General features: G+C 53.0%; 19 protein-coding genes. 10 read left to right on the top strand and 9 right to left on the bottom strand.

Annotation, left to right across the window (positions count from 1 at the left end):
- Nucleotides 1–22: 22 nt before the first annotated feature.
- From RBB76_RS07750 to RBB76_RS07730, 5 genes are all read right to left on the bottom strand, one after another.
- A complete protein-coding gene (locus RBB76_RS07750) occupies nucleotides 23–574 on the bottom strand; it encodes a chlorite dismutase family protein (protein ID WP_429627994.1) in 552 nt (183 codons plus the stop codon).
- Between the two features lie 51 nt (nucleotides 575–625).
- Nucleotides 626–2,269: a CTP synthase gene (locus RBB76_RS07745; protein WP_429627995.1), complete on the bottom strand. Its 1,644-nt coding sequence runs from the start codon at nucleotides 2,267–2,269 to the stop codon at nucleotides 626–628.
- A 167-nt stretch (nucleotides 2,270–2,436) separates the two neighbouring features.
- Nucleotides 2,437–3,597: a carboxypeptidase-like regulatory domain-containing protein gene (locus tag RBB76_RS07740; RefSeq protein ID WP_429627996.1), complete on the bottom strand. Its 1,161-nt coding sequence runs from the start codon at nucleotides 3,595–3,597 to the stop codon at nucleotides 2,437–2,439.
- A 218-nt stretch (nucleotides 3,598–3,815) separates the two neighbouring features.
- The gene (locus RBB76_RS07735; protein ID WP_433963541.1) at nucleotides 3,816–4,493 is read right to left on the bottom strand and encodes an NmrA family NAD(P)-binding protein; all 678 of its coding nucleotides are present in this window, start codon (nucleotides 4,491–4,493) and stop codon (nucleotides 3,816–3,818) included.
- Between the two features lie 113 nt (nucleotides 4,494–4,606).
- Complete coding sequence (locus tag RBB76_RS07730; protein ID WP_429627998.1) at nucleotides 4,607–6,475, bottom strand: LssY C-terminal domain-containing protein; 1,869 nt, start codon at nucleotides 6,473–6,475, stop codon at nucleotides 4,607–4,609.
- Between the two features lie 129 nt (nucleotides 6,476–6,604).
- Here RBB76_RS07730 and RBB76_RS07725 point away from each other — a divergent pair, with 129 nt between their 5' ends.
- The 4 genes from RBB76_RS07725 to RBB76_RS07710 all read left to right on the top strand — a co-directional run bounded on the left by RBB76_RS07725 (nucleotide 6,605) and on the right by RBB76_RS07710 (nucleotide 9,466).
- Nucleotides 6,605–7,066: a YraN family protein gene (locus RBB76_RS07725; RefSeq protein ID WP_429627999.1), complete on the top strand. Its 462-nt coding sequence runs from the start codon at nucleotides 6,605–6,607 to the stop codon at nucleotides 7,064–7,066.
- Nucleotides 7,060–7,554, top strand: a complete 495-nt coding sequence (locus tag RBB76_RS07720) for a DinB family protein (protein WP_429628000.1) — start codon at nucleotides 7,060–7,062, stop codon at nucleotides 7,552–7,554. Before RBB76_RS07725 ends, RBB76_RS07720 begins: the two co-directional genes overlap by 7 nt.
- Before the next feature lie 100 nt (nucleotides 7,555–7,654).
- Nucleotides 7,655–8,149 (top strand): hypothetical protein, encoded by a 495-nt coding sequence (locus tag RBB76_RS07715; protein ID WP_429628001.1) that lies wholly within the window; start codon nucleotides 7,655–7,657, stop codon nucleotides 8,147–8,149.
- Between the two features lie 81 nt (nucleotides 8,150–8,230).
- Complete coding sequence (locus RBB76_RS07710) at nucleotides 8,231–9,466, top strand: GumC family protein (RefSeq protein ID WP_429628002.1); 1,236 nt, start codon at nucleotides 8,231–8,233, stop codon at nucleotides 9,464–9,466.
- A 25-nt stretch (nucleotides 9,467–9,491) separates the two neighbouring features.
- Here RBB76_RS07710 and RBB76_RS07705 read toward each other — a convergent pair whose 3' ends face one another.
- Complete coding sequence (locus RBB76_RS07705) at nucleotides 9,492–10,685, bottom strand: O-antigen ligase family protein (protein ID WP_429628003.1); 1,194 nt, start codon at nucleotides 10,683–10,685, stop codon at nucleotides 9,492–9,494.
- Between the two features lie 63 nt (nucleotides 10,686–10,748).
- On the bottom strand, nucleotides 10,749–11,765 hold the full coding sequence (locus tag RBB76_RS07700) for a glycosyltransferase (RefSeq protein ID WP_429628004.1): 1,017 nt from the start codon (nucleotides 11,763–11,765) through the stop codon (nucleotides 10,749–10,751).
- 194 nt (nucleotides 11,766–11,959) lie between these two features.
- Here RBB76_RS07700 and RBB76_RS07695 point away from each other — a divergent pair, with 194 nt between their 5' ends.
- From RBB76_RS07695 to RBB76_RS07680, 4 genes are all read left to right on the top strand, one after another.
- Nucleotides 11,960–12,823: a glycosyltransferase gene (locus tag RBB76_RS07695; RefSeq protein WP_429628005.1), complete on the top strand. Its 864-nt coding sequence runs from the start codon at nucleotides 11,960–11,962 to the stop codon at nucleotides 12,821–12,823.
- A gap of 347 nt (nucleotides 12,824–13,170) precedes the next feature.
- Entirely contained in the window at nucleotides 13,171–14,487 is a 1,317-nt protein-coding gene (locus RBB76_RS07690; protein WP_429628006.1) for a hypothetical protein, read from the top strand.
- 15 nt (nucleotides 14,488–14,502) lie between these two features.
- The gene (locus RBB76_RS07685) at nucleotides 14,503–14,703 is read left to right on the top strand and encodes an NAD-dependent epimerase/dehydratase family protein (RefSeq protein WP_433963563.1); all 201 of its coding nucleotides are present in this window, start codon (nucleotides 14,503–14,505) and stop codon (nucleotides 14,701–14,703) included.
- Between the two features lie 397 nt (nucleotides 14,704–15,100).
- Nucleotides 15,101–16,066 carry a glycosyltransferase family 2 protein gene (locus RBB76_RS07680; RefSeq protein ID WP_429628007.1) on the top strand — a complete coding sequence of 322 codons (966 nt, stop codon included), beginning with the start codon at nucleotides 15,101–15,103 and terminating at the stop codon, nucleotides 16,064–16,066.
- Between the two features lie 8 nt (nucleotides 16,067–16,074).
- Here RBB76_RS07680 and RBB76_RS07675 read toward each other — a convergent pair whose 3' ends face one another.
- The gene (locus RBB76_RS07675; protein WP_429628008.1) at nucleotides 16,075–17,379 is read right to left on the bottom strand and encodes a lipopolysaccharide biosynthesis protein; all 1,305 of its coding nucleotides are present in this window, start codon (nucleotides 17,377–17,379) and stop codon (nucleotides 16,075–16,077) included.
- A gap of 582 nt (nucleotides 17,380–17,961) precedes the next feature.
- On the opposite strand from RBB76_RS07675, the gene RBB76_RS07670 reads away from it, so the two are divergent.
- Entirely contained in the window at nucleotides 17,962–19,425 is a 1,464-nt protein-coding gene (locus RBB76_RS07670) for a hypothetical protein (protein ID WP_433963540.1), read from the top strand.
- A 61-nt stretch (nucleotides 19,426–19,486) separates the two neighbouring features.
- Here the strand turns inward: RBB76_RS07670 and RBB76_RS07665 are convergent, their stop codons facing one another.
- Nucleotides 19,487–21,061: a sulfatase-like hydrolase/transferase gene (locus RBB76_RS07665; protein ID WP_429628010.1), complete on the bottom strand. Its 1,575-nt coding sequence runs from the start codon at nucleotides 21,059–21,061 to the stop codon at nucleotides 19,487–19,489.
- 861 nt (nucleotides 21,062–21,922) lie between these two features.
- On the opposite strand from RBB76_RS07665, the gene RBB76_RS07660 reads away from it, so the two are divergent.
- Nucleotides 21,923–22,069 carry a DUF2950 family protein gene (locus tag RBB76_RS07660; protein ID WP_429628011.1) on the top strand — a complete coding sequence of 49 codons (147 nt, stop codon included), beginning with the start codon at nucleotides 21,923–21,925 and terminating at the stop codon, nucleotides 22,067–22,069.
- Nucleotides 22,070–22,348: the final 279 nt, after the last annotated feature.

Here is a 22,348-nt window from a genome sequence, read left to right as displayed (position 1 = left end):
CTATTTGCTGGCGGATTTTTGCCTATGCGCGAACGAGGCGAATGTCGACTTCGCAGTCAACGTATTGCCATTCTCTGGTTCCGCGAAGACGGGAAACGAGTTCTTCGAAGATATTGCTGTGTTCGGGCGCGTATTCAAACCATGTTAGGAAGTCGAAGGGCTCTCCGAGGTCGCGGCTGTGATGGAGACGGCGCGCGATCGCGGGGAGATACTCCATGCCGATGCTGGTGTGTCTGGATTGTTCTTCGAAGATGCTGTGGCGTTCATCCTGAGGAAGATCCCACCAGGTTGATGTTTTACGTATGGGGATGAGCGCTGCCCGTGTCGCCTGAGGACGGTGAAGGCCTTGTTGCTTCGCGAGGAGAGCTTTGGTTTCTGAACGATTCGTGTATCGCGTATTGCTGGTTACGCCATGGAGAGCCCAACGGGGTGCGATTGGGTCGAACTCGCAGCCTTCGATGACGTCGAGCCTTTCCGCTGAGGGAAGGCCCTCGCCGGTGACGCTTTCGATTCGATCGATGCGCCAGGGACCGGATGCTCCGGCGACGAATGAGACTAAGAGGGGTCGTGCCATATCGCTCCCTGAGAGGTTGCGAATGGTTCGACGCCCTGCCTGTTGCTTTGGTTACAGAGCTTCCATGCTGGAGGAGGTTGAGATCTCGTGTTGCATGGCTAGGCGGTTCTGGTAGCTGGCGGCGATGAAGTCGCGGAAGAGTGGGTGTGGCTCTAGCGGCTTGGATTTGAACTCGGGATGGAACTGGCAGCCGAGGAAGAAGGGGTGCGTGGGGATCTCTACGATCTCGACGTAGGTGGCGTCGGGCGTGGTGCCGGTGAGGCGAAGGCCGGCGCCGGTAAGGATGGCTTCGTACTCGCGATTGAACTCATAGCGATGGCGGTGGCGCTCGCTGATCTCGGTCTTGCCGTAGGCGTGGGCGGCGAGGGAGTCGGGCTCCATGACGCAGTCCCATGCCCCGAGGCGCATGGTGCCGCCCATCTCTTCGACGCCGGTGAGCTCGCGGAGTTTGTAGATGATGCGGTAGGGGGTGGCGGGGTCGAACTCGCCTGAGTTAGCGTCCTTGAGGCCGCAGACGTTGCGGGCGTACTCGATGCATGCGGTCTGCATGCCGAGGCAGATGCCGAAGTAGGGGACGGCTTCTTCGCGGGCGTAGCGGATGGCGTTGAGCATGCCTTCGATGCCGCGTTTGCCGAAACCGCCGGGGACGAGGATGCCGTCGAAGTTGCGGAGCTGTTCGGCGTAATCGGGGACTTCGAGACCTTCTGCTTCTAGCCAGGTGACGCGGAGCTTGAGGTTGTGGGCCAGGGCGCCGTGGACGAGGGCTTCTTTGAGTGACTTGTAGGAGTCTTCGTACTCGACGTACTTGCCGACGATGCCGATGGAGACTTCGTCTTTGGGATTGTAGGCGCGGCGGACGATGTCCTGCCAGCGGGAGAGGTCGGGGGCCTTGGTCTCGATGCGAAGATACTTGAGGGCGAGGGTGTCTACGCCTTCGGCTGCGAAGGTGAGGGGGACCTCGTAGATGCTGGGGACGTCGCGGGCGGCGATGACGGCGGCCTCTTCGACGTTGCAGAAGAGGGCGATCTTGTTGCGCATCTCGCGGGGGACGGCGCGGTCGGAGCGGCAGAGGAGGATGTCGGGCTGGATGCCGATGGAGAGCATCTCCTTGACGGAGTGCTGGGTGGGCTTGGTTTTGAGCTCCTGTGCGGCGGCGATCCAGGGGATGAGGGTGACGTGGACGAAGCAGGTGTTTTCGCGGCCGAGGTCCTGGCGCATCTGGCGGATGGCTTCGAGGAAGGGAAGTGATTCGATGTCGCCAACGGTGCCGCCGATTTCGACGATGGCTACTTCGCAGTCCGCCGCGACTTTGCGCATGGCGTTTTTGATCTCGTTGGTGACGTGGGGGATGACCTGGACGGTCTTGCCGAGGTAGTCGCCGCGGCGCTCTTTGGTGATGATCTGCTCGTAGATGCGGCCAGTGGTGAGATTGTTGTCGCGGGTGAGCCTGGCGTGGGTGAAGCGCTCGTAGTGGCCGAGGTCGAGGTCGGTTTCCGCGCCGTCGTCGGTGACGAAGACTTCGCCGTGCTGGAAGGGCGACATGGTGCCGGGATCGACGTTGAGATAGGGGTCAAACTTCATGAGGTTGACCTTGATGCCACGGGCTTCGAGCAGGCAGCCAATCGAGGCTGCGGCGAGACCCTTGCCGAGCGAAGACACGACTCCGCCAGTTACGAAGATGTACTTTGCAGACATGTCCGCGACCTCTTTATATGTATTTGAAATTTGTGCAGGGTGGGCACGGTTAAGTATCGCAGGGTCCGGGCCCGGAAGCAATGGGTTGACTTTTTGAGAGGAAGTCAGGTTGAGTCATGAATCTTTTGAGAGTTTGGCGACTCAAAGCTCGACAGTTCTGGGCTGCTTTACGGCTTAGGGTCGTGCGGGATGCCACGGGAGATTTTTTTGATGAGGAATTCCTGGAGGAGAGAGGAGGCTGCGCCTGAGGCTGTGTCGATCAGGGCGTTTGAAATCGTCAGCCCTGCTCCGTTGCGATCGGTGGAGGGGTAGTAGAGGTTGGAAATGCCGGCTGAGGCGAAGTTGCCGAGGATGAACGAGTAGTTCGGTTGCCAATGGCCGTTGTCACCTTTGCAGATGAACGCGGTCGACATGGCGTAGAGCGCGCGGGAGCGGATGGTCCCGGTGCCTTTGTAGAAGTAGCGCGGGTCTTGATGAAGGATTGAAGGAAGGATCGCGTTGCCGATCATGCTGCCGATGAAGCCGTCGCCGTAGGAGGCTGCGTAACGTTTGAAGTAGCCGGATGCGCCCTGGCCGTAGCCGCTGAAGCTGTTTTGCGATTGCTCGATGCCCGCGATGATGGCGGGGATGGCGAGGGAGACGGGATCGTATGCATCTCGCAATGCCAAGCGGAACTTCTGCCCGGAGCTGAGAGGGACCGCATCCCAGGTATAGGAGACGTAGAAGTTGGGAATGATGCCGAGCACGCGCTGCTTCTCCTGGAGCGATACCTGCTCCTCTGCGATGTCGTGCCGCGTGAAGTTTACGTCGACGTTCGTAGTGGCGGAGGAGACTTGCAGGGTAACGGTCGGCAACTCGTACTGCTGGCCTTTCAGGAGTACAAGGGCAGAGGAGACCCAACTGGCAAAGCCGGGTGATATGACTTCTAACTTGAAGGTGCCGGCGTTGACCGCAGTGAAGTTGAAGGAGCCGGTTGCGTCTGTTCTGAGCGTGCGCTGGGGCCGTGAGTCCAGGAATTGGATGGAGACCAGAGCCCCTTCGACCTGGGCTCCGCTGGCGTCGAGTACCGTGCCGCTGATGGTGCCGGCTGTTTGCTGGTCGGGCGGCATGAAGCTGGAAGACTGTGGGCTGGGTGATTGCAGCCCTGGTGCGTCTGGGAGTTCTATGCCGGCGGGCTCTAATGCGGCGATTTGGATGAGGGGTGGCGGCGACGTGATTGGGTTGGAGGGGGATGGAAGGGAAAGCGTTTGCGCGTGTGCATGGGTACTGAGCGGTGTGCACAGTAGGATGGTCAAGAGAAAAGGGCCCGGATTTCGCAAACCATGCATATCAGCTACGTCTTCCAATTGTAGATGTTCATGCGGGTGGCCTCACGGGAATACGGTGTGAGGAGCCGATTGCGCCGACGTGATGAATCTTGGCTTATTGACGGCCAGTGCCACAATCACCCATCAGTCCGATCAACCGATAGTCTTCGCGCTTCGAAACATTGGGTCAGTCGATTTTTACAGTTCGTACGGTCGTGTGGTTGTCGTTCGATCGCCGATTATTTTTCTGAGGGTGACCGGAGAGTGTTAATGTCTTTGGATTCAAGGACGGGACGGGGGAAGCCGTGTTTGACGACGAGGAGCATTGCGCGGCCGATCTGCTCTGTGGTGCCGATCTGGGTGGGAGAGATCTTCCTCATGAGAGGAAGGAATGGTTTTATGGCCGAGTAAAAGATTCGATACGACGTCGTTTTTGAGACGATTCCGTGAAGTGGCTGTATGAATCCCGGCCGGAACATATAGGCCGCTTTGAAGGGGAGTTTGAGGATATCGTTTTCTGTTTTGCCTTTGACGCGAGCCCACATGGTGCGGCCGCGCTGGGTGCTGTCGGTTCCGGATCCGGAGACGTAGATGAACGTCATGGACGGGTTGAGCTTTGCGAGTGTGGTCGCGGCGGCGAGGGTGAGGTCGTGGGTGACGCGGGTGTATTGGGTCTCGGACATGCCGGCGGAGGTGACGCCGATGCAGAAGAAGCAGGCTTCGAAGCCGGTGAGATCGGTTTGGATGGCGGAGTAGTCGAAGAGATCGCTGTGAACGAGCTCTCGTAGCTTGGCGTTGTGCTGGCCGGTTGGATTGCGCACGATGGAGAGGACGAGATTGACCTCGGGATCAAGGAGGCATTCGCGCAGAGCGGCCTGGCCGACCATGCCGGTTGCGCCGAAGAGAATTACGTTCATCCGTTTGCCTTTGTCAGGAACCTTGCGCGTAGTTGAGACGGCGCATCCACGAGATGCTTTGAGGATCACGCCGATGGTTCCATGCTACAGGCTTCGTGCGATAGAGATATTCGCTACTTGCGAGTTTGCAGAACGGGGGATTGCGTGTTGAGGATGTTTGGTTTCGTATTGCCGATCACTAAGACAGACAACTGCCCATCGGTGAGGAGTTCATCGCCGGTTGCGTTTGTGGTTTTCTTCGGAACATGGGGACGGTCGACCAGGGCGTAGGAAGTTGCAGTGCCTTTGAAGAGGAGATCGGTTTCAATCCATTCGCGTTCGCGGTCGATGTGGGGGTCGATTCGGTGCGACCACTTTGTTTTCGCTTTTTCGGTTGAGATTGCGATGTCGTGTGTGGCGGCTCCAATCCAAACGTCGCGGCCCTGATAGGTTCCGGGCTCTTTCCAGATGCGGATGTGATGTCGCTTGGCGAAGGTGTCGAGAGATTTCTGGAAGACGAGGTCGGGTGGTTTGCCGTTGATCATCAGAAGAGAAACAGGGGCGTTGGTGTAGCCGGCCCCGCGTATGGTTGCCTGAATCGATTTTGCGGCCGAGCCCATGCTGAGAGAGTCTGCTTCGAACCAGCCGGCTTCCTGAAAGGCGGCGATGAGTTCCTGCTGAGAGCCGATGAACATGAGATTCGTCAGGTCGGAAGGCTTGTTGTCTTTGGTGTAGACACGCAGAGGGGCTGCTGTGACGAGCGTTTTCAGTGGGGGATCGACCGGCATGAGCGGCCAGCCAGACCAGGCATCTCGCGTCTTCAACATGGAGGGACGGACGACCTGGATCTGGAGGTCGGTTCCTGCGGGAAAGAGAATCTCGCGTCGGATAGAGAGACCGTAGACCGCGGAGACGCCTTTGATGGTGTATCCCGCGATGGGATTGACCATGCCCAGGCCGGCGAGGGCCATGGAGGCTTTGGTGGTGGCGTGTGGCTGGACGATGCCGAGGATTTCGTTGTTGCGGACGGTTTCGCGGGCGTTGTCGACGTCAATGACTCGGGCGTAGAGCGGCGAGCGTGTGCCGTCGGCGTGGATGATGTTGGAGAAGTCGAGCACGAGGCGAGGACGGGAGTATTTGTCTGGAGCTTTTTGGGCGAAGAGAACGGTGGCCTGGACCTTGGTGCCGGGTGCAATGACGAGCTCGTCTTTTGGACAGCTGATGTTTTCGCCGCTCTTGCAGAGGGGATAGGTGACGGTGGCTTCGACGGGGTCGCCTGTGCGTGAGTGTTCGCTATAGACGGGACCGTTGAGGCGGACGCTCAGGGTTTGACCGGGGGCAAGGTCGGCTTTTCTTGATTGTGCGACGCTGGCCGCGATGGTGTGGGGCATATCTCCGTTTTCCTGATTAAACAAGTGGAAGAATGCTGTGAGGAATCCACTGGTCGCTCCGTTTTCGATCAGGAGGGTCTGGATCTCGAAGTTGGGGGAGTAGAGGAGGTAGTCGAGGGCGGTGTCGTTGTAGATGTCTTCGTGATTGATCTCGACGCCGTGCTGAATGAGTTGGTCCGCGACCTCCTCGTAGGAGACGATGATCTTCGGCTTGGTGTTGTAGCTGGAGCCGAAGATGGTCCAGTGAAGCGCGGTGCGGCCGTATTGGTCGGTTGCTTTTACGTCAGCACCGTCCGCAATTAGTCTTTTGGCTTCGGAGAGTCGGTCGAGGATGGGTTGCTCTTTGGTCTCGCGGGTGGCTTGGTAGAGCTTTTGAATCAGCGGGGAACTATGCGAGACGTCGAGAGTGACGGCAGCGGTGTCGAGCTCGTCGTCTGGTGTCTCCTGAGTGTCTGCGTCGGCGGAGGCTTCGGTTGGGGACGTCGATTGTTGGCTGTCTTTGGCTGACGCTGCGGACTTGGTTTGAGCGGCTGCTTGAGGTCCGGCCGAAGATATTGTCGAAGCCAGGAAGACTCCGAGGACTAGGAGCAATACTCTCGATGCGGTTGGCATGAGCGTGATCACCTCTGATTTTTTAGGGGGCCCGGTCTGAGAGTTACTCGGTAGCGTTCTGAAGACAGCTGCGCCGCTGCCACGTATTCTACTCAGGAGATGGTGGATGAATGATATACGAGAGTACGAATGATAGCTGCGATGTGGATTGATCTTCAGACGCGAGTGATGCGAGGGATGAACTCGCTGGCGGTGCAGCGGGCTGGCGGAAAGAGCGGGCCGGCGCACCTCGCTACGGGTGAGCTAGGGGAACGGGAGGCGCTCTTTCATTTGCGGAAGCTGGGGTATACCGTCGTGGCGCGACGGTGGAAGAGTGCGAAGCTGTGGGGTGATATCGACCTGGTCGGTTGGGATGGGCCGACGTTGTGCTTTGTCGAGGTGAAGACGCGGAGTGGAAGAGACGCGATTCCGGCGGAGTCGGCTGTGGACCGGGATAAACAAGATATGTTGCGGCGGATGGCGCGCGCGTACCTGAGGGGGTTCCCGGAGAAGTTGAGGGCGGAGGTTCCGGTCAGGTTCGATGTGGTGTCGGTATACTTGCTGCCATCTAGAGTTGAGTTCACGCTTTATCGAGGAGCGTTTGGATGGTGATGTACGCGCAAGCATCGGATGTTGCGCTGCTGGATTCGACAGAGTTGAGCAATCGCCTGTCGGAGGTACTGCGCGGTGCGATGCCGTGGCTGGTCACGATCTCTGAAGCTGAGGCCAGCGTGCCGGAGCGCGAGGGGAAGTGGAGCGCGAAGCAGGTGATTGGGCATCTTATCGATTCAGCGGTCAACAATCTGGGACGGATTGTTCGGCTGCAGATTGAGCCTGGGCAGAGTTTGCCTGGGTACGAGCAGATGGCATGGGTGGATCTGCAGCATTATGCAGAACGCGAATGGGCGCAGGTGCTGGCGCTTTGGTTTGCGCTGAATGAGCATGTGGCGTGGACGATTGGGCGTATTGAAAGAGGACGATTGGGAAATGTTGGAGCAGTGGCGGGCGATTCTCTGACGCTGGGATTTCTGATTGAGGACTACATCGCACATATGCAGCATCATCTGCGTTTGATGCAAACATGGATTGGGAAGCGGTGACGATCGGTTATTGGTGGTTGGCCAAGGCCGGAGCATGAGCTGGTGTTTAGTATGTTGATTGACTATGTTGGCCGATTTAGATCTGTGAGGATGAGAAGCAATGACGCTGCTGAATGCACCGGAGTTTGATAGCCGCCGCGAAACGCGGAACCGCAATTTATTGATCGCTTTCGGCGTTCTTGTTGCGCTGACGGTAGTGTTAGGCGTGGGCGGCTATCTGCTGGGTCACGGGTGGTTCTTTTCGAATCTTCCGGCTGAGCACAAGGTTAGCAACTTCTTTAGTGCTCTTGAAGCGAAGGACTACGGCAAGGCATTCGCGATTTATACAAACGATCCGGACTGGCAGCAGCATCCGGAGCGGCATAAGGACTATCCGCTGCAGCGGTTTACCGAAGATTGGACGACGGCGAGCCCAGTCGGCGAACCGATTCATTCGCATCATGTCGATATTTCGAAGACGGATGGGACGGGAGCGTTTGGAAGCGGGATCATTGTTGCAGTGCGCGTGAATGGGGATCACAAACTGTTCATGTGGTACGAGCGTAAGGATGGAACGCTGACCGAACCGGCGCCGCACATGCTTCAGTATGACTAAATGGGTGCACTGTTCGGCGTTCCGCAATGACACAAGCCAAAGGCGCATGCACGAAGTCGATGCGTTACGATAATTTTGTAGATGAATACTAAAAAACAAGCGGAAGACATGATCAGCCAAACGTCGTCGCCATTGAGCGACGGCCCTCTAGACCTCCTGGACATCTTGGTAGTGTTGGCGCGAAAGCGTCGAATGATCGTTGTGGTCACTTTGATAGCTTTCCTGCTAGGTTCGATATTGTCGTTTTTACTCCGGCCGAAGTTTACTGCCAAAGCTGTGATTATGCCACCACAGCAGCAAACATCGTCGTCAGCGCTACTCAACCAATTAGGTTCACTAGCCTCCCTGGGCGGCGGCGGCGCGGCGGCCTTAGGGCTCAAGACACCGGCCGATTTGTATATAGGCATACTTCAAAGTCGGACGATTGCAGACAATATCATCGCGAAGTATGACCTTCAGAGCGTTTACAAGCGAAAGACATCAGAAGACAGTCGCGCTATGCTGAAGTCGCGAACGGACATCGAAAGTGGAAAAGATGGTTTGATCCAGATCTCGGTTACAGATAGAGACCCGAACCGGGCAAGAGATCTCGCCAATGCGTATGTGCATGAACTGTATGACATGAATTCAAATCTTGCCATCAGCGAAGCCGCTCAACGGCGGGTGTTTTTTGACCAGCAATTAAATGGTGAGAGGAAAGAGCTTGCGCAGGCGGAAGAGGATCTCAGAGCGACTCAACAGAAAACGGGTCTTATTCAGCTTACGGGGCAAGCTCAAATGCTGATCCAGTCGATCGCTCAACTTCGCGCTCAGATTTCCAATCGCGAAGTCGAATTGGAATCTCTTCGCACTTACGCAACCGATCAGAATCCAGATGTGACTCGCTTAAGTCAAGAAATCGCTACGATGCGGGCGCAGTTGGTAAGACTGGAAGACGACCCGCGTAGTCAAACCCAGCAGGGAGACATCACCGTGCCGGCGGGACGAGTGCCTTCGGATAGCCTCGAATATGTCCGCAGGTTCAGAGAATTGAAATATCATGAGACGCTTTTCGATCTGCTCTCGCGTCAATATGAAGCGGCACGCATTGATGAGGCCAAATCCGCGCCGATCATTCAGGTGGTCGATAAAGCCGTGACCCCGGACAAGAAGTCGAGTCCAAAGCGGACACTGATCACGGTTGGATTTGCGGTTTTCGGTTTCGCTTTTGCTTCAGCGGTTGCTTTTGCGCAAGACGCGATTCGTCGAGCAGAACGAAGCCCTCAACGAGCGATGAAGTTAGACGATCTGCGATCACAATTTCGACGTGTTTCCTAAACTAACTTGTAGCCCTGGCCGCGATCTAATGTGTGAGGTCTTGAGTTTTAAAGGTAGGGTGCGGCGACGAAACGCCGATTTCGTTGGTAAGCGAGAGCATGAGTATACTCAAGCCAAACGCGCTGCCAAGAGAGATGATGAGCGGGTTGGTAAACCCGGCAAGAAGCCAGAGCGAGAAGACGACGAGAAAAACGCCAGTTTTTCCTGGCGATTTGCAGCAGATTGACAGCGGGGCAATTAGGTTCACGAGAAACCATGCAAGTCCGAGAGACCCAAATTGCATGGTCAGGGCATACCACTGAACTTCATATGAAAAAGGTATCGTGCCGCTCCGCTTATATCCGTTGACGCTTGAGCCCATTCCTGTACCCAAGAGCGGATATTGCACTATCACATCCGTCAAGGATGCGATCTGTTCTGTTCGAGTACTGTCGGAGTCTTGGGTTCCGCGAGCTGAGAACCGGCTAGAAAGGGACACGCTGAATATTGCTCCAACAATGAGTATGGAAGAGAGCGCCGCGACTGATACGGTATCGAGTTTTCTTACTCTGACGAAACGGATAACCAGGCAGAGCGCATAAGCCGCAAACAGGTAACGAGAGAAACTCAAAAAGACACTCACGGTGACGCTGAGCAGGAATAAGAGATCTATGATCTTTCTCCGCCCTCCGAAATAACATGCGACGAAGAAAATAAGCGCGATGTCAGAAGGGAACTGTAGTCTCTGCAAGCCAAAACCTATGTCGTCGGTGACGGTTTCGAACCCCAGACCCTTTTGAGCAGCTTCTAGCGTTATTCTTCCGCTGAGGATGGCACCCAAAATCAAGGCCTTCAAGATGGCGGAGAGGAACGCCAACCACAAAATGAGTCTATCGGTCGTTTTGCGATCGAACACTCGAGAATCTGCCATCGAAGCGCCTATCCCTAGACAGAGGAAGAAGAGGACAACCCTGCTGAGTTGATTGCCAGTGTCTACCGGAGGGACATCATGGAGGAATGCTACTTCGCAGCAAAACGCGACATTGAGTATGACAGACAAGAACCAGAAGATTGAGCTCGCGCGCACAGAACCGACAGAGGTCGTGTAGGCCCATAGGCAGAGAATACATAGAGCTTTAAGAGCGGCAAAACCCGGAATGGCGACGCAAAGAATCGTAACGAAAAAGAATAGCTTCTTTTCGCGTTGCAGCGACGGGGCTTCAAGGCTGGTCTCGATCATTGTGTCGATTTCTGTCTCGCTCTTCCCTGGCGAGGTTCAATTAGGATCATGATCAACCCTTTTCTACTTGAAAAATTCGCAAATGTCGGATGAATCAATCGTTCGAGAGGATTGGATCAGAGCCCGCTTCTCGAGCATTCGCGAGAGGAGTTTGATTGCTTTCGGAACAGCCAGAAGGGTGTCTGGGGTGAAGACAGCAATAAATAGGAGCATCGCGATCTCTCTGATCACTATTTGTGGGAGATCTCGATAAAGACACCATCCGAAATCATTTTTGATGATCGCAAACAGGTGGTTTCGCCAGCTCCACTCTCTTACCCAAAGCGGAAAAGACTTATGATGTTTTACAAAAGTCCCAAAGTTATAGAGGCCTCCGGGACTAACGCCCACAGCCCTGACGTGTTCCACGACAGCTTGGGGAACATATACACATTCGAATCCACAGAGACGGAGCCGCCAAGATAGATCGAAATCCTCCCAATAAGCAAAGAAGTCGGGATCGAAGTACTCCATATCTCCGATTTTAATAGCCTCAAGGGCGGTTTTACGGTAGACAGCAGCTGTTCCAGAGACTCCAAAAACTACACGATTGTGATCGTATTGTCCGTGATCGGTTTCGAGCTGACCACGTTCACGAGCGCGACGTGAACGGTAAATCTCAATACCGGTGCCGTCCAATACAGCCTCTCCGTTTCCAGGTAGGCGAGGCTTCAACATTTTGCCCGTCACCGCCCCGACTTTGGAGTTTGAAAACGGAGTAATGATATTTTCCAGAAAGAGTCGATCGATAACCGCGTCGGGGTTCAGGACCATGAGCAACTCGCTATCGGTTTCTGCAAAAAACTGGTTATGGGCACCTGCGTAACCAAGATTACTTTCGTTCCGAAAAGTCCGAAGTCTAGCGTCTTGACCGAACTCCTGCTTTACTTTGTCGATCAACGAAGGAGCTGACGGATGGAAGTTCTCTGTATAAAAGAGCTCGAACGATTGGAGGCTGGAGTTGAGGACAGCGGTAATGCATTGTTGGACCTCTTCCCAAGGCGTGCTCCATCGCAGTAAGTTGATTGATATCTTCGTCATTATCTACTGATGCTGTTCAGGTCGGGGCACATGCGGTCTAGACTGCTTTTGAAACATAACTCAGATGCATGGTAATTACGGGATTCCTTGGGAAGGTGTTGAGAGTTGCTGCAAAGGGCTCCCGGTTCAGCTCGCATCCTGGAGGGGCCAGGTTCGGCAGGAGCCGATGGCTGGAGTATTCTTCTATTGATAGTATGGCTCAATTCCTTATTCAATGTGTCGTTGTTCTTTATAAGCAGCGTCCTAACCAATCTCAAAGTCTATCTGACCTTCTCCGTATCTGCGGATCGGATCCGGCAATCGGCAATCAAATTGCGATCATGGTTCAGGACAACTCTCCTTCGATCGAGGAGTCCGGCCTTGAGCGTCCCCAGACGGGTTTACCCATCGGCCTAGAATATCATCACAGCCCTGGGAATCCGGGTCTGGCTTATGCTTATAACCGTGCCTTGGATCGCGCTAAGGAGCGCAAAATTCCCTGGCTCTTATTGTTGGATCAAGATACACGAGTTTCTCACCAGTTCCTGACACAGCTATTTACGAATATTCAGCAATCGAGATCTGAGAGTTGCTGTGCTTTCGTACCCCAGTTGACATGCGATCAACTGGTACTTTCCCCTCAAATTGCGGGCAGTGTGTTTTATCGCAGGTTGACGAAGGGGTTTTCTGGTGTGGCGGAAGAGCCTCTGATTGCGTTCAACTCGGCCGCCTGTATCCGGGTCCAGGCTCTGACGGCGATTGGAGGATTTCCAGAGGAGTTCTGGCTTGACTATCTGGATCACATGGTCTTCCATAGCCTTCAGAAGGCTGGCGGACACGTATTCGTCCTGGATTCACAGCTTGAGCATGCCCTTTCCGTTTCAGACTTGGAATCGAACGTGTCGACCCAGCGTTACGAAAATGTTTTGAACGCGGAATGGATGTTTGTGCGTAAGACGGGCTGGGGTGGAGGCTCTCTTGTGCATCGTCTCCGCCTGTTGAAACGCTCTTTCAAACATTTTATGAATCTTCGCGACAAACGGTACGCTTTGCAGACTTTGCGGTCGGCATTGACCTGATGGCGGAATATTGTGAACAGAGGATTTGTTGGGACTATGTTGGCTCAATGAAAAACTCTTTTAAATAAGTCTTGTGTTGGGGAAATCCAGTTCGGGAGGATCAATTGGTTGAAAAGCTGATCAAGGGTCTCGTTCTGCTGGCTATATGCGGAAATGCATCGGATGCACAAACCGGTGCCGACAAAGTTCTAATTGCGCATGAGAGCGGTCCAAATGGCGCCGTGAACGTCTTGACATTCCCCGGTTCTGACATAGGTGTGAAGCTTAACAATGCCATAGACACCGTACGTTCCAGTTGCGGATCGGTAGCGCTTCCGTCAGGTTCATATCGCTTGAGAACACAGGTTTTGAAGCCACGCTGTGTGTGGATTGAAGGCAATAACGCTCTGATTACTTCAGAAATTACCGACGGAAATACGCCAGCAATCGTGACGGGGAGCCTGGATGCAGATTCACATCCATACGCGACTGGCGGTATTCGAAATCTTCGGCTAGCAGGTCCGGGACTTGATAGTGGCACCGTTGGGATCTATCTCGGTGGTCCTATTGGGTCGATCGTCGCGCCAAAAGGCGCTGAAGACTATCTCGACAGTTTTGAAAACGTTGCCATAAGCGGTTTTGGCAGCGGATATGAAAAAGGCACGAATGTTTATCAAGATGTGTGGTTCGGCGGCTCATCCACTGCTAACCGTTATGGCTTTAGCGATGTGGGACTGTATGGTTCGGAGAATATGAGTTTCTACGGATGGGAGGTTTTGAACAACCACGTCTACGGTTTCTATTCTTTGAATACGGCCTCTAGCGAATATCACTTTATCGGTTGCTCGTTCGATTACAACGGGACAGCGACGGCCGGTGTGTATACCGGTGGTGCCTTCTATTTCGCAAATGCCACCATGAGACTCGTCTCTGGACATCTTGAGCAGTATGGGGGGAGGTTTTTTGATGGGCCCTCTACCGCCACGGTGGGATTCAATTGGGACCTGCACATCAGCAATGGCACACAGTTTGTTGTCGGTTCGACTGGAACCGATGTCCTGGTAAACGTTGTGGGGTTTGAAGGTGGGGTATACATCGACCCCGGCGTACAGATCGTAAACGTCGGCCCAATCAAAAGCTTTTTAAATTGGGCTGCTGTTGGCGTCAATGGAGTCCTGATGATCGGGCCTTACTGGAATCCGACCGCTCGTTCAGGAGTGACTTTTCCCGCATTCATTCAGTCGGCCGGGACAATCACGTATGTTGATATCCCTCATTATTCCCAGTACTCTCCCGATTACCAAATCCGTAAGCATGAAGTTATTCAAAGCCTTTCAGCCGGCACGGCGACCGACACGGGACTTGTGGGCTCAACCGGCAATAGTAACGGCTCTCAGCCCTCCACGTCTGGAGTGTTGCCGGCGTACGGAAATTTTTTGGGCTGGAATGCGGATGGAACGGGTGGCGCAGACTTCTACAACCCATTCGCCAGTGTGACGGGCAGCGCGTTTCATTGGCGAACTTTCAATGGCCAGCGATGGGATAATCCGATGTCGTTGAGTCGCAGCGGGGATCTCACGATCAATTCCGTGAGGCCAGCCAATGGTTTTACCGGAAAGAAGATCGCGGGGTCATGTGTGTTTACGATCGAGAGCGGAATTATCACCAGTGTCTCTGGATGCTAGGTACTTCGAAAAAATATAGCTCAGAAAGATATTTACGTATACGGAGAGCGGCAGAATATCGGTGATCTTTACCGCAACGTCGTCGGGATCTTCATGAATCAGCTCTGGCGGGACGAACCAATGACAATTTTTGGGGACGGAACGCAACAGCGGTCATTCACTCACATTAGTGACGTTTCCCCTGTTATCGCTGCAGTTTGGTTTTGGGCTCAATGAGCGGTTTCTGCCGCTGTCTCTGAAGCGAAACCTGAGTCCTTATCGGATATACGATACGACGAGTGGTAATGATGTTTCGTACAGACTTTGATGCTGGTTATAGACGGCGCTTTCGGGGCAGCGTCTTCCAGGGTGGCGATCAAAGAATTCTGCTGTAGCGCAACAATCATATGGCGTTGAGTAATCGGTCCCCAACGCTCGTGGTCTGCTAAACGAAATATTTCTACGCAAGAATGAGATTGCGTTTTGACGACAGACCGGAACAGCTGTCACTCTCGTGTGCGATGCGTCGCGGCATCGCTTTCCCCAAACCTGAAATGCGATGATTGAAATCTGGATAACTTCGGTTGCTCCAACGTATAATTGAGCAATTCGAGGAGCGTAAGACCGTCTACATATGGCAACTCGGGAAACGCCTCGGGAGCACGTTACGGGGACCAATACCTATCCAATTGGGATAGTTATTCCAACATACAATCGCGTCGATATACTGCAGACCTGCCTCGAACGACTTGAAGCACAGACATTTAAGAACTTCGAGGTCATCGTTGTTGACGACGGGTCGACGGATTCGACACCTCATGTGATGAACGAGTATCGGACTCGCGCTCCGTTTGCCTTCCAGTATCTCAGGCAGTCCAACAGTGGTCCGGCTCGCGCGCGCAATCAAGCGATAAAAAACCTCGATTCTACGACATGTCTTCTCCTTGGAGACGATATTCTCGCATCCCCTAACCTTGTGTTTCAACACTATGAACACCATCGTTTGCATTGCGAGATGGAGGCAGTTGCTGTTGGCTTGACTCGCTGGAGCGAGCAAGGACAGATCGTTACCCCTTTCATGCGGTGGCTTGATCGGGATGGTGCGCAGTTCGCATACGGGGATCTCTTGGGTGGGCTTCCACCGACCTGGGAGCATTTTTACACGAGCAACTTGTCACTGAAGACCGATCAACTTCGTCTTCATCCGTTTGATGAGCGGTTTCGCAAGGCTGCCATGGAAGATATTGAGCTGGGATATCGTCTCTCGATGAACAATAGACTCACTATGTCATTTCTGCGTGATGCTGTCGCCGAGCATTTTCATCCGACAACCTTTCGCCAAGCATGTCGCCGCATGGTTGGACTAGGCGCAAGCGCTTATTTGTTAGGGAAAATATGGCCGGAGCATCGACCGAAGCCTGTCTCAACTTCTAGATTACGATTCCGCACATTCTTGCAGCAGTCGTGGTTACTCGCACGGCTCACAGATGCCGCTGATCTCTGGACTCAGATTCGTGTTCCTAATCCGCTAATGCAAAGGGTTCTCTCACTGCACAGCACGCTCGGTTATCGAGAAGCCGCACAACGGGACGGGTCATAGGGCATTTTTTAAGAGATCGATACGGTGGACCGGGCCCGCCCTCCAGAGAGTCCGTAAATCATGACACAGATCTGTGTGAGCAAGGGCCCAAATGCCGAAAGCAGGGAGAAAAATACTGCGTCTTCTGTAGTACGCACTCCATGAGCCACGATAAATAGCACCTGCGCCGAGAGTATCAGCACTATTTCAAGGATTGTTCCGCTCCAGAATACCCATTTTCTTGACCGATTCACTATCCAGATCAGCATGGCAAGATAATTGACTGAGCCGGTCAACATCGCCCACCCAACGACATCTCGCAGACCCTCATATTTAGAACCTAGCAGCCATAGAACCAGACCGGGTTTTGTAAAAGCAAGTAACACGATGGGGGAGCAGAATAGTACGGCAAGCAGAATCAGTATGAAGTAACGAGAAAGTACCTTCGCCTCGGGTAGTTTTGCCATTGCTGGCTCTACTACTACTGTATTGAAGATTGTAAAAATGCTAAATATTTGGCTCAATCTTCCAAGCGCCGATATTTGGGCAATGCTAGTGCTTTGGCCGAATATGCCGATTAGAAATACCGAACTCTGTAGTTGGAATGCAGCAAAGATCAACGCGGGAATCGCTGGCAGCACATATCGAATTACTTCTCGATCGATTTTTGGATCATCTTGTTCTGGCCACTCCAGATGCTTATGTGCCACTTTCTGGAGAATTTCGCCATTGATAGTGCTGTTAATAGCGGTAAGGATCGCCGCAACCCAGCCGTTTAGAGCACCAACGGAGCGAAATATCCAAAACGCGAAGAGACGGCCAGTAGCAGAAAGGGTCTGTGGGACATAGAAGTCTTTGAGGCGGCCATAAAGAAAGAGCGGTGCGGAGTAGTAGGATACTTTGCCGCCCGAATACACAGACAGAAGCACTGACCCCATTAGGAGAACTTCAGTCACCAACGACCATCTCTGCCGGCGCATGATTGCGAAAAAAGCGATCATCGCAATGGGAGAGAGTATCCAGAACGTGCGATCGCGCAGATGTTTAGCTGCGCGCACGTATTTTCCCACGAGCATTTTGTTGTCCCCCTGGTCGCCCACCAGAGGAATGATTGTGCTAGTAAAGCCAAGGTCCATTAGCAGCCCGACTGTTTGCTGAAATCCGGCCGCCAAACCAAATTGGGCATATGCTTCGGTACTCATCGAGCGAACGAGGTAAAGCCCCGCCAAGATATTTATTCCTTGCAGAACTCCCTGGCCCAAGAAGAACGTTGTCAGAAGTTTTGAAATACGGTGTCCGCGCTGCCACAGACTATTCATAAGAGCGGATGGCATCGGAAGTTTCGCGGACCTGGGGTAAGAAAATCGGCATTCGGGTGCTTCTTTTTGGCGGAATCGGGTTTCGTGCGGCTGATGTACGAGTTGAGAATAGGAGATCCTACTAGAAGCGTAAAGTTCGACCGATCACGGAGTAAATTCTATCTTAAGCAGAGAACCGCGTTGCTGATTCACTCTTTGAATCGTGAACCTTTTTCTTGAGGCGCCGATTGATCTTTAAGGAATAACGTTGAAAAATCGATCACATACTCTCAAATTACACTCAGTTGAGGTGAACGGCCAGTGCAGCGAAACGGTCATAGCGGAGCACAAAAGGATGAAGTTCATGAATGCTGGGTCCCGTCGACACTTTTGCTATTAACCTGATCAGACAACTGGCACGATTGAAATCTTCGTATGGCAAGTGCAATGGAAGTGTTTGGTTGCAGTCCGTGAGCAAAGGTAGTGGAAAGGCATTGGCGAGTTCTCCCGGTATCATTTTGTGGATGGAAAGACGCGAGGTCAGAGACGTCTTTCATCTGAAAGACGGACCGTGCAGACAAAGATCGAGTTGCTAAAGGCAGTAGGAAAGATTCTAGGATGAACATTTGGAAAAGCGGAGTGGTTAAGGGCCCGGTTGTTCTCATCGCGTTAGGGATACTCATTGCTGCATTGGGGTGTTCGCAGTCGCTTCCGGATGGCTCGGTGGGAAACATTGGAAGGTACAATTACTCGCCCTCAGTGATTCAGACCGGTAGCGTGCGCCAGATTTGGTGGTGCGGCCAAGGAAAGAACCCAAACAACACATCTCAGGACACGGATGCCATTTTTTACGAATCCATCAATTTGTCCACAAAAGTGGTCTATGGCCCGGTCTTAGTTCTGGCAGAGACTCCAGGTGCGTGGGATTCCTTTTACCTATGTAATCCGAAGGTTATCGGAGGCTCTTTCGAAAATCCTCTTGGCGACGGGCAGAGCTACAGCTATGCAATGTATTACGTTGCAACTTCATCGTCGCAGGGAGTGAATAACAGTATAGGGGTGGCTTTCTCCAATGATGGAATTGCGTGGAAGAAATATCCCCAACCGATAATAGCGCCGACAAGCCTAAACGGGTACGGCGTGGGTCAGCCGGCACTTTACAATTCGGACAAGAAATCGGGGATCTCAATGTTCTACGAGGATGACTTCCCGACTCCGCAGCATGTTGCCGCAACTTCAACCGATGGGGTGCATTTTCGAATTCAAGGGACAATAACGTCAAATGGGTTGGACCCTGATAATCCTGGAGCAGGATGGGGCGACATGGCGTATGATTCCAAAACATTTGAGTGGTACGCAGTTTTCAATCGACCGCTTCGTCCGCCATCGACCACAGGGAACATACCAGAGTATGGGCAGTATGGAATCGAACTGTATAAGATTTCGCAAAGCGCACTGCTAAGCGGATCTACCCCTTGGCAACAACTCGCAACCTTTGACACAAATGCGACCTTGTACGAATCCAATTTCATTGCAGGTTTTGTACGCGACGGCTTTGGCAATCTCAATGTTGGGTCTTACCCCACGATCCAAATGTACACATCGGTGTCGTATCCATTGCCGTATTGGGATGCGAGTCCCGCTGATGCAGGAAGATCGGCGCAAATCAACCACTGGATACTCACACCTCTGCAGTGGGTGCCGGGTGACAACGAACTCTTATCGCTCAATCGATATTTCAATAAGAGTGTGCATGAAGTCACGACAGGACCGGTGAGCCCCGATGCAGGTTTTCAGCTGGAGGGGCTTCTCGGTCACCTCTATGCAAGTCCATCCCACGGGGCGGACCAGCCTTTCTATGCGTGTAAAGGCGGGCAAACTGACTACTTTGTGTCCCTGGACCTCAATTGTGAGAATCAACGTGTCCTTGGTAAGAACGGTTATGGATATTCGCAACAAGTCTCCGGACTGAACTTGGTTGCGCTATACCGCTGTAGCTCAGCGCACGATCACTTCGTCAGCAACGATCCGAAGTGCGAAGGTCAGAAGACTGACAGTCTCCTGGGCTACGTTCTACCGTAATCAGATGCGGGGGTAGCCTGCGTCCGCGACCGTCTCTGACTACTCGTAACACGATCCTCTGTCAGGATTTTGGCTTTAAGACCCATGAACAAAGCTCTGACGGAGAGTTGATTTTCTTATCGATGAGAGCGTCCAATAGTTGACGAGTAGCTAGCGCAGGAAAAGGATTGGAAATTCGACGGCCTTCATGTTGATTAGGTAGCTTTAGGATGTAGGCAGGGCGGTCATCAAATTGACCTCCATGGCTCGCTGTCTCGTCTTCTCGAGTCCAGGCGGGGGATGAAGACCATATAAGTTTCGTGCGCCAAGAATGATCACCCATGATCAATACGGTAGAGGAGTCCCATTGGTGGTTTGTCTCAAGCAGAGTCCGCAAATGGGCCAAATATTCGTCTGCAAGTGCGAGATTGTCGAGGTAGCTCGCCCCGTGCGTCACAAATTCTCGCCTTTTCCGATCGTACATTCCGGGGGGGTGAGGAATGGGCATATGAAGAAGAATGAAGTCAATCGAGCGATCATTGATCAGACGATCCGCGTCGGCTGTAAGTATCTGGTAGCCGGATATTTGTAGTTGAGCGATACGATCGCCAAAGTTCGGAGCGCCATACCGCTCAGAGACGAAACGATCGATGACGGGAAAGGCAGATAGATAAGGTTGAAGCATATTCCAAACAATCGAACCGTTTGGCACCATATTTCCCGTTTGCGCAGGAGCGTCGAACCGCCAAGAACACACATCTAGAACCGCGGGCAGGATGCGACAGTATGGAATGTACCAACCTGCAACGCCAGTTTTGTAACCGGCATCCAAAGCGTCTTGAAATATCGTGACATGTTGATCGAATTGGAGCCATTTTTCTGTCGACGCAATGTGGATCGATGCTTGTCCGTGGCTGGAGGACCGAACTTCATCAATGGGCATACCTGTGATCAACGCCGGCAATACCTTTTCTGTTCGTATGCCGGCAGGAACAACATCGGTAAACACGGATGACTCAGAAGCAAGTTGATCGAAAGCCGGAAGTCTCAGCCCCGGTAAACGCTCTAAGTAGACCTGTTGCAAGGAGAGTTCGTCGAAGACTATCCAAATTATTCGCGGTTTGGATGGAGGCGTGCCGAGCGTAGAAGCCGAAGAATGAAGTGCCGGGTTAGCGTTTATCGAGCGCGCCTGCCATGCGAACCAGACAAGCTGGCACAAAATTAATACTCCGACCACTGCAACAAAGCCAAGAATCGATGCAACTATTTTTTGGAGACGCAGGATGGTGGGTTCTAACGAGTAGCGCCAAAAGATCATACCGAACAGGAATATGAGCAACGAGACTGAGAGAAGCGTATGACTCACCTGACGGGAAAGAACAGAGCCGGAGCTAAATGCCAGTTCTTTGAGCAGTATCCACGGCAAGCACACGACAATGCCAAGCCGGAACGCGACACGTAAGCGTTCCGGGCGCTGAGTTATGTGCAGGAACGCAATAAGAAGAGCCCAGAACGCGACGAAGTCTAAGATTGCTGGTGAGAAGAGCGCCGAAGCTGGTCCGCTCCAGTGGAAGATTACGTCATGGTTTGGATAGATGAGAGGATTGACAATCCAGAGATTACATAGAGTAGTAATACCAAGCGCGACAGCAGCCACGTTTACCAGTCGTTTTCTCTTTGCAATAAGCTCGGGTGTCGCTCGCCGTTCCGAAATTTTGATTATCTCCTGAAGCGAATCTCATTGATTGAAACTACCAGCGTTTTCAATGGTGTATCTACAAATCATTTCGATACCAACGCTTCAATCAGTTCGTTCGAAGTTTTCCAAACTACTGTTAATTATACGATAGCGACTTTCCGGATTGAGAATTTGAGGGACGAGTCCTTCGCTGCTTCCTGTTTGGAGTTGCTGGGAAACGAGATCGAGACGTTGGTTGGGGACGGGTTCAAAATTTGTTGTTTGAATCGGAGAAGTACCTGTTGAAGCTTAGAAATACTGAGGTCTAGCAGTCACTCTACGATTAGAGGAAGGACCGGATGCGTTTTGAAGCGTAAGACTCACGAAATAATACGCAAAATGCGTTATTTTCAACGCAGGATGCGTAAACCTTTTATTCTAGAAGATTCTTCACGGGCCGCCTGCTTCAGCCGGAGAAGCGGCGGTTTCTCAATGGTTGGCTCAGGATTTGGGCACTCATCGCTCGAACCATTACGGTCCAAACGGCGGATACCATCCGAACGGCTATGATGGGACCAACGGCTTCCATCACGCCGTTCCCGTATCAATCCAACCAATCAGCCGAATGGGGCAACAATTGCAATCACGGTCTGATCGGCGGCAATGGCGGAGTACAGCAGAGCGCCGACCAGGGAGCGTCGGCTACCACTTGGCATCGGAGCTCAATATAGATCAGATGGTGGAAAATAACGGTGACCGCGGCCAGTTTGGCGGCGATGCCTCGACGCAACGTGAGCCATGGGACAACGCAGGCGGGGCTAATCCTTATAGGAATAATCAGTGGCGTTTTCGCATCAGCGCAGACGGCGCGGCACGAACTTCGATGAGTATTCCTTCCGAACCCTCAGGCGCACAGGAGGGGATGCCAAGGACGGCGCCAAGAATTATCTGGTTAATGGACAGATGACAAGGGCTCCGCGATCATAACCGGCCCCGTCAAATATCCTGATTCAGGAATTGTGACTTTCATTGACCCGGGAAAGCGTCGTTCACCAGAAAGACCTAGGCGATAAAACGGCGGGTATCATTGCAAAATCAATAATTGAATAATTACCCGAATCGAACCTACAACTTGGTTATGAGCTTGGATCAAATTGATCGGGGTAGCGAGTGAGTTTTCTGAGGTGTCCCGTACCTCCATGATGTCCGCTCTCGGACGGTATTTTTCCGGGAATGAACTGATGCACTCCAGCATTTATCAGACAT

Origin of the sequence: Tunturiibacter psychrotolerans, assembly GCF_051013365.1 — a bacterium.
Taxonomy (GTDB): domain Bacteria; phylum Acidobacteriota; class Terriglobia; order Terriglobales; family Acidobacteriaceae; genus Edaphobacter; species Edaphobacter psychrotolerans_A.
This window is presented reverse-complemented; position numbering and strand designations above follow the sequence as displayed.

Excerpts from the sequence above, each read along its gene's own strand:
- RBB76_RS07725 (WP_429627999.1), top strand. The coding sequence starts at position 6,605 with ATGATAGCTGCGATGTGGATTGATCTTCAGACGCGAGTGATGCGAGGG.
- RBB76_RS07745 (WP_429627995.1), bottom strand. The coding sequence starts at position 2,269 with ATGTCTGCAAAGTACATCTTCGTAACTGGCGGAGTCGTGTCTTCGCTC.
- RBB76_RS07750 (WP_429627994.1), bottom strand. The coding sequence starts at position 574 with ATGGCACGACCCCTCTTAGTCTCATTCGTCGCCGGAGCATCCGGTCCC.
- RBB76_RS07735 (WP_433963541.1), bottom strand. The coding sequence starts at position 4,493 with ATGAACGTAATTCTCTTCGGCGCAACCGGCATGGTCGGCCAGGCCGCT.
- RBB76_RS07675 (WP_429628008.1), bottom strand. The coding sequence starts at position 17,379 with ATGCCATCCGCTCTTATGAATAGTCTGTGGCAGCGCGGACACCGTATT.
- RBB76_RS07730 (WP_429627998.1), bottom strand. The coding sequence starts at position 6,475 with ATGCCAACCGCATCGAGAGTATTGCTCCTAGTCCTCGGAGTCTTCCTG.
- RBB76_RS07670 (WP_433963540.1), top strand. The coding sequence starts at position 17,962 with ATGAACATTTGGAAAAGCGGAGTGGTTAAGGGCCCGGTTGTTCTCATC.
- RBB76_RS07715 (WP_429628001.1), top strand. The coding sequence starts at position 7,655 with ATGACGCTGCTGAATGCACCGGAGTTTGATAGCCGCCGCGAAACGCGG.
- RBB76_RS07720 (WP_429628000.1), top strand. The coding sequence starts at position 7,060 with ATGGTGATGTACGCGCAAGCATCGGATGTTGCGCTGCTGGATTCGACA.
- RBB76_RS07700 (WP_429628004.1), bottom strand. The coding sequence starts at position 11,765 with ATGACGAAGATATCAATCAACTTACTGCGATGGAGCACGCCTTGGGAA.
- RBB76_RS07680 (WP_429628007.1), top strand. The coding sequence starts at position 15,101 with ATGGCAACTCGGGAAACGCCTCGGGAGCACGTTACGGGGACCAATACC.
- RBB76_RS07740 (WP_429627996.1), bottom strand. The coding sequence starts at position 3,597 with ATGCATGGTTTGCGAAATCCGGGCCCTTTTCTCTTGACCATCCTACTG.
- RBB76_RS07705 (WP_429628003.1), bottom strand. The coding sequence starts at position 10,685 with ATGATCGAGACCAGCCTTGAAGCCCCGTCGCTGCAACGCGAAAAGAAG.
- RBB76_RS07695 (WP_429628005.1), top strand. The coding sequence starts at position 11,960 with ATGGCTCAATTCCTTATTCAATGTGTCGTTGTTCTTTATAAGCAGCGT.
- RBB76_RS07710 (WP_429628002.1), top strand. The coding sequence starts at position 8,231 with ATGAATACTAAAAAACAAGCGGAAGACATGATCAGCCAAACGTCGTCG.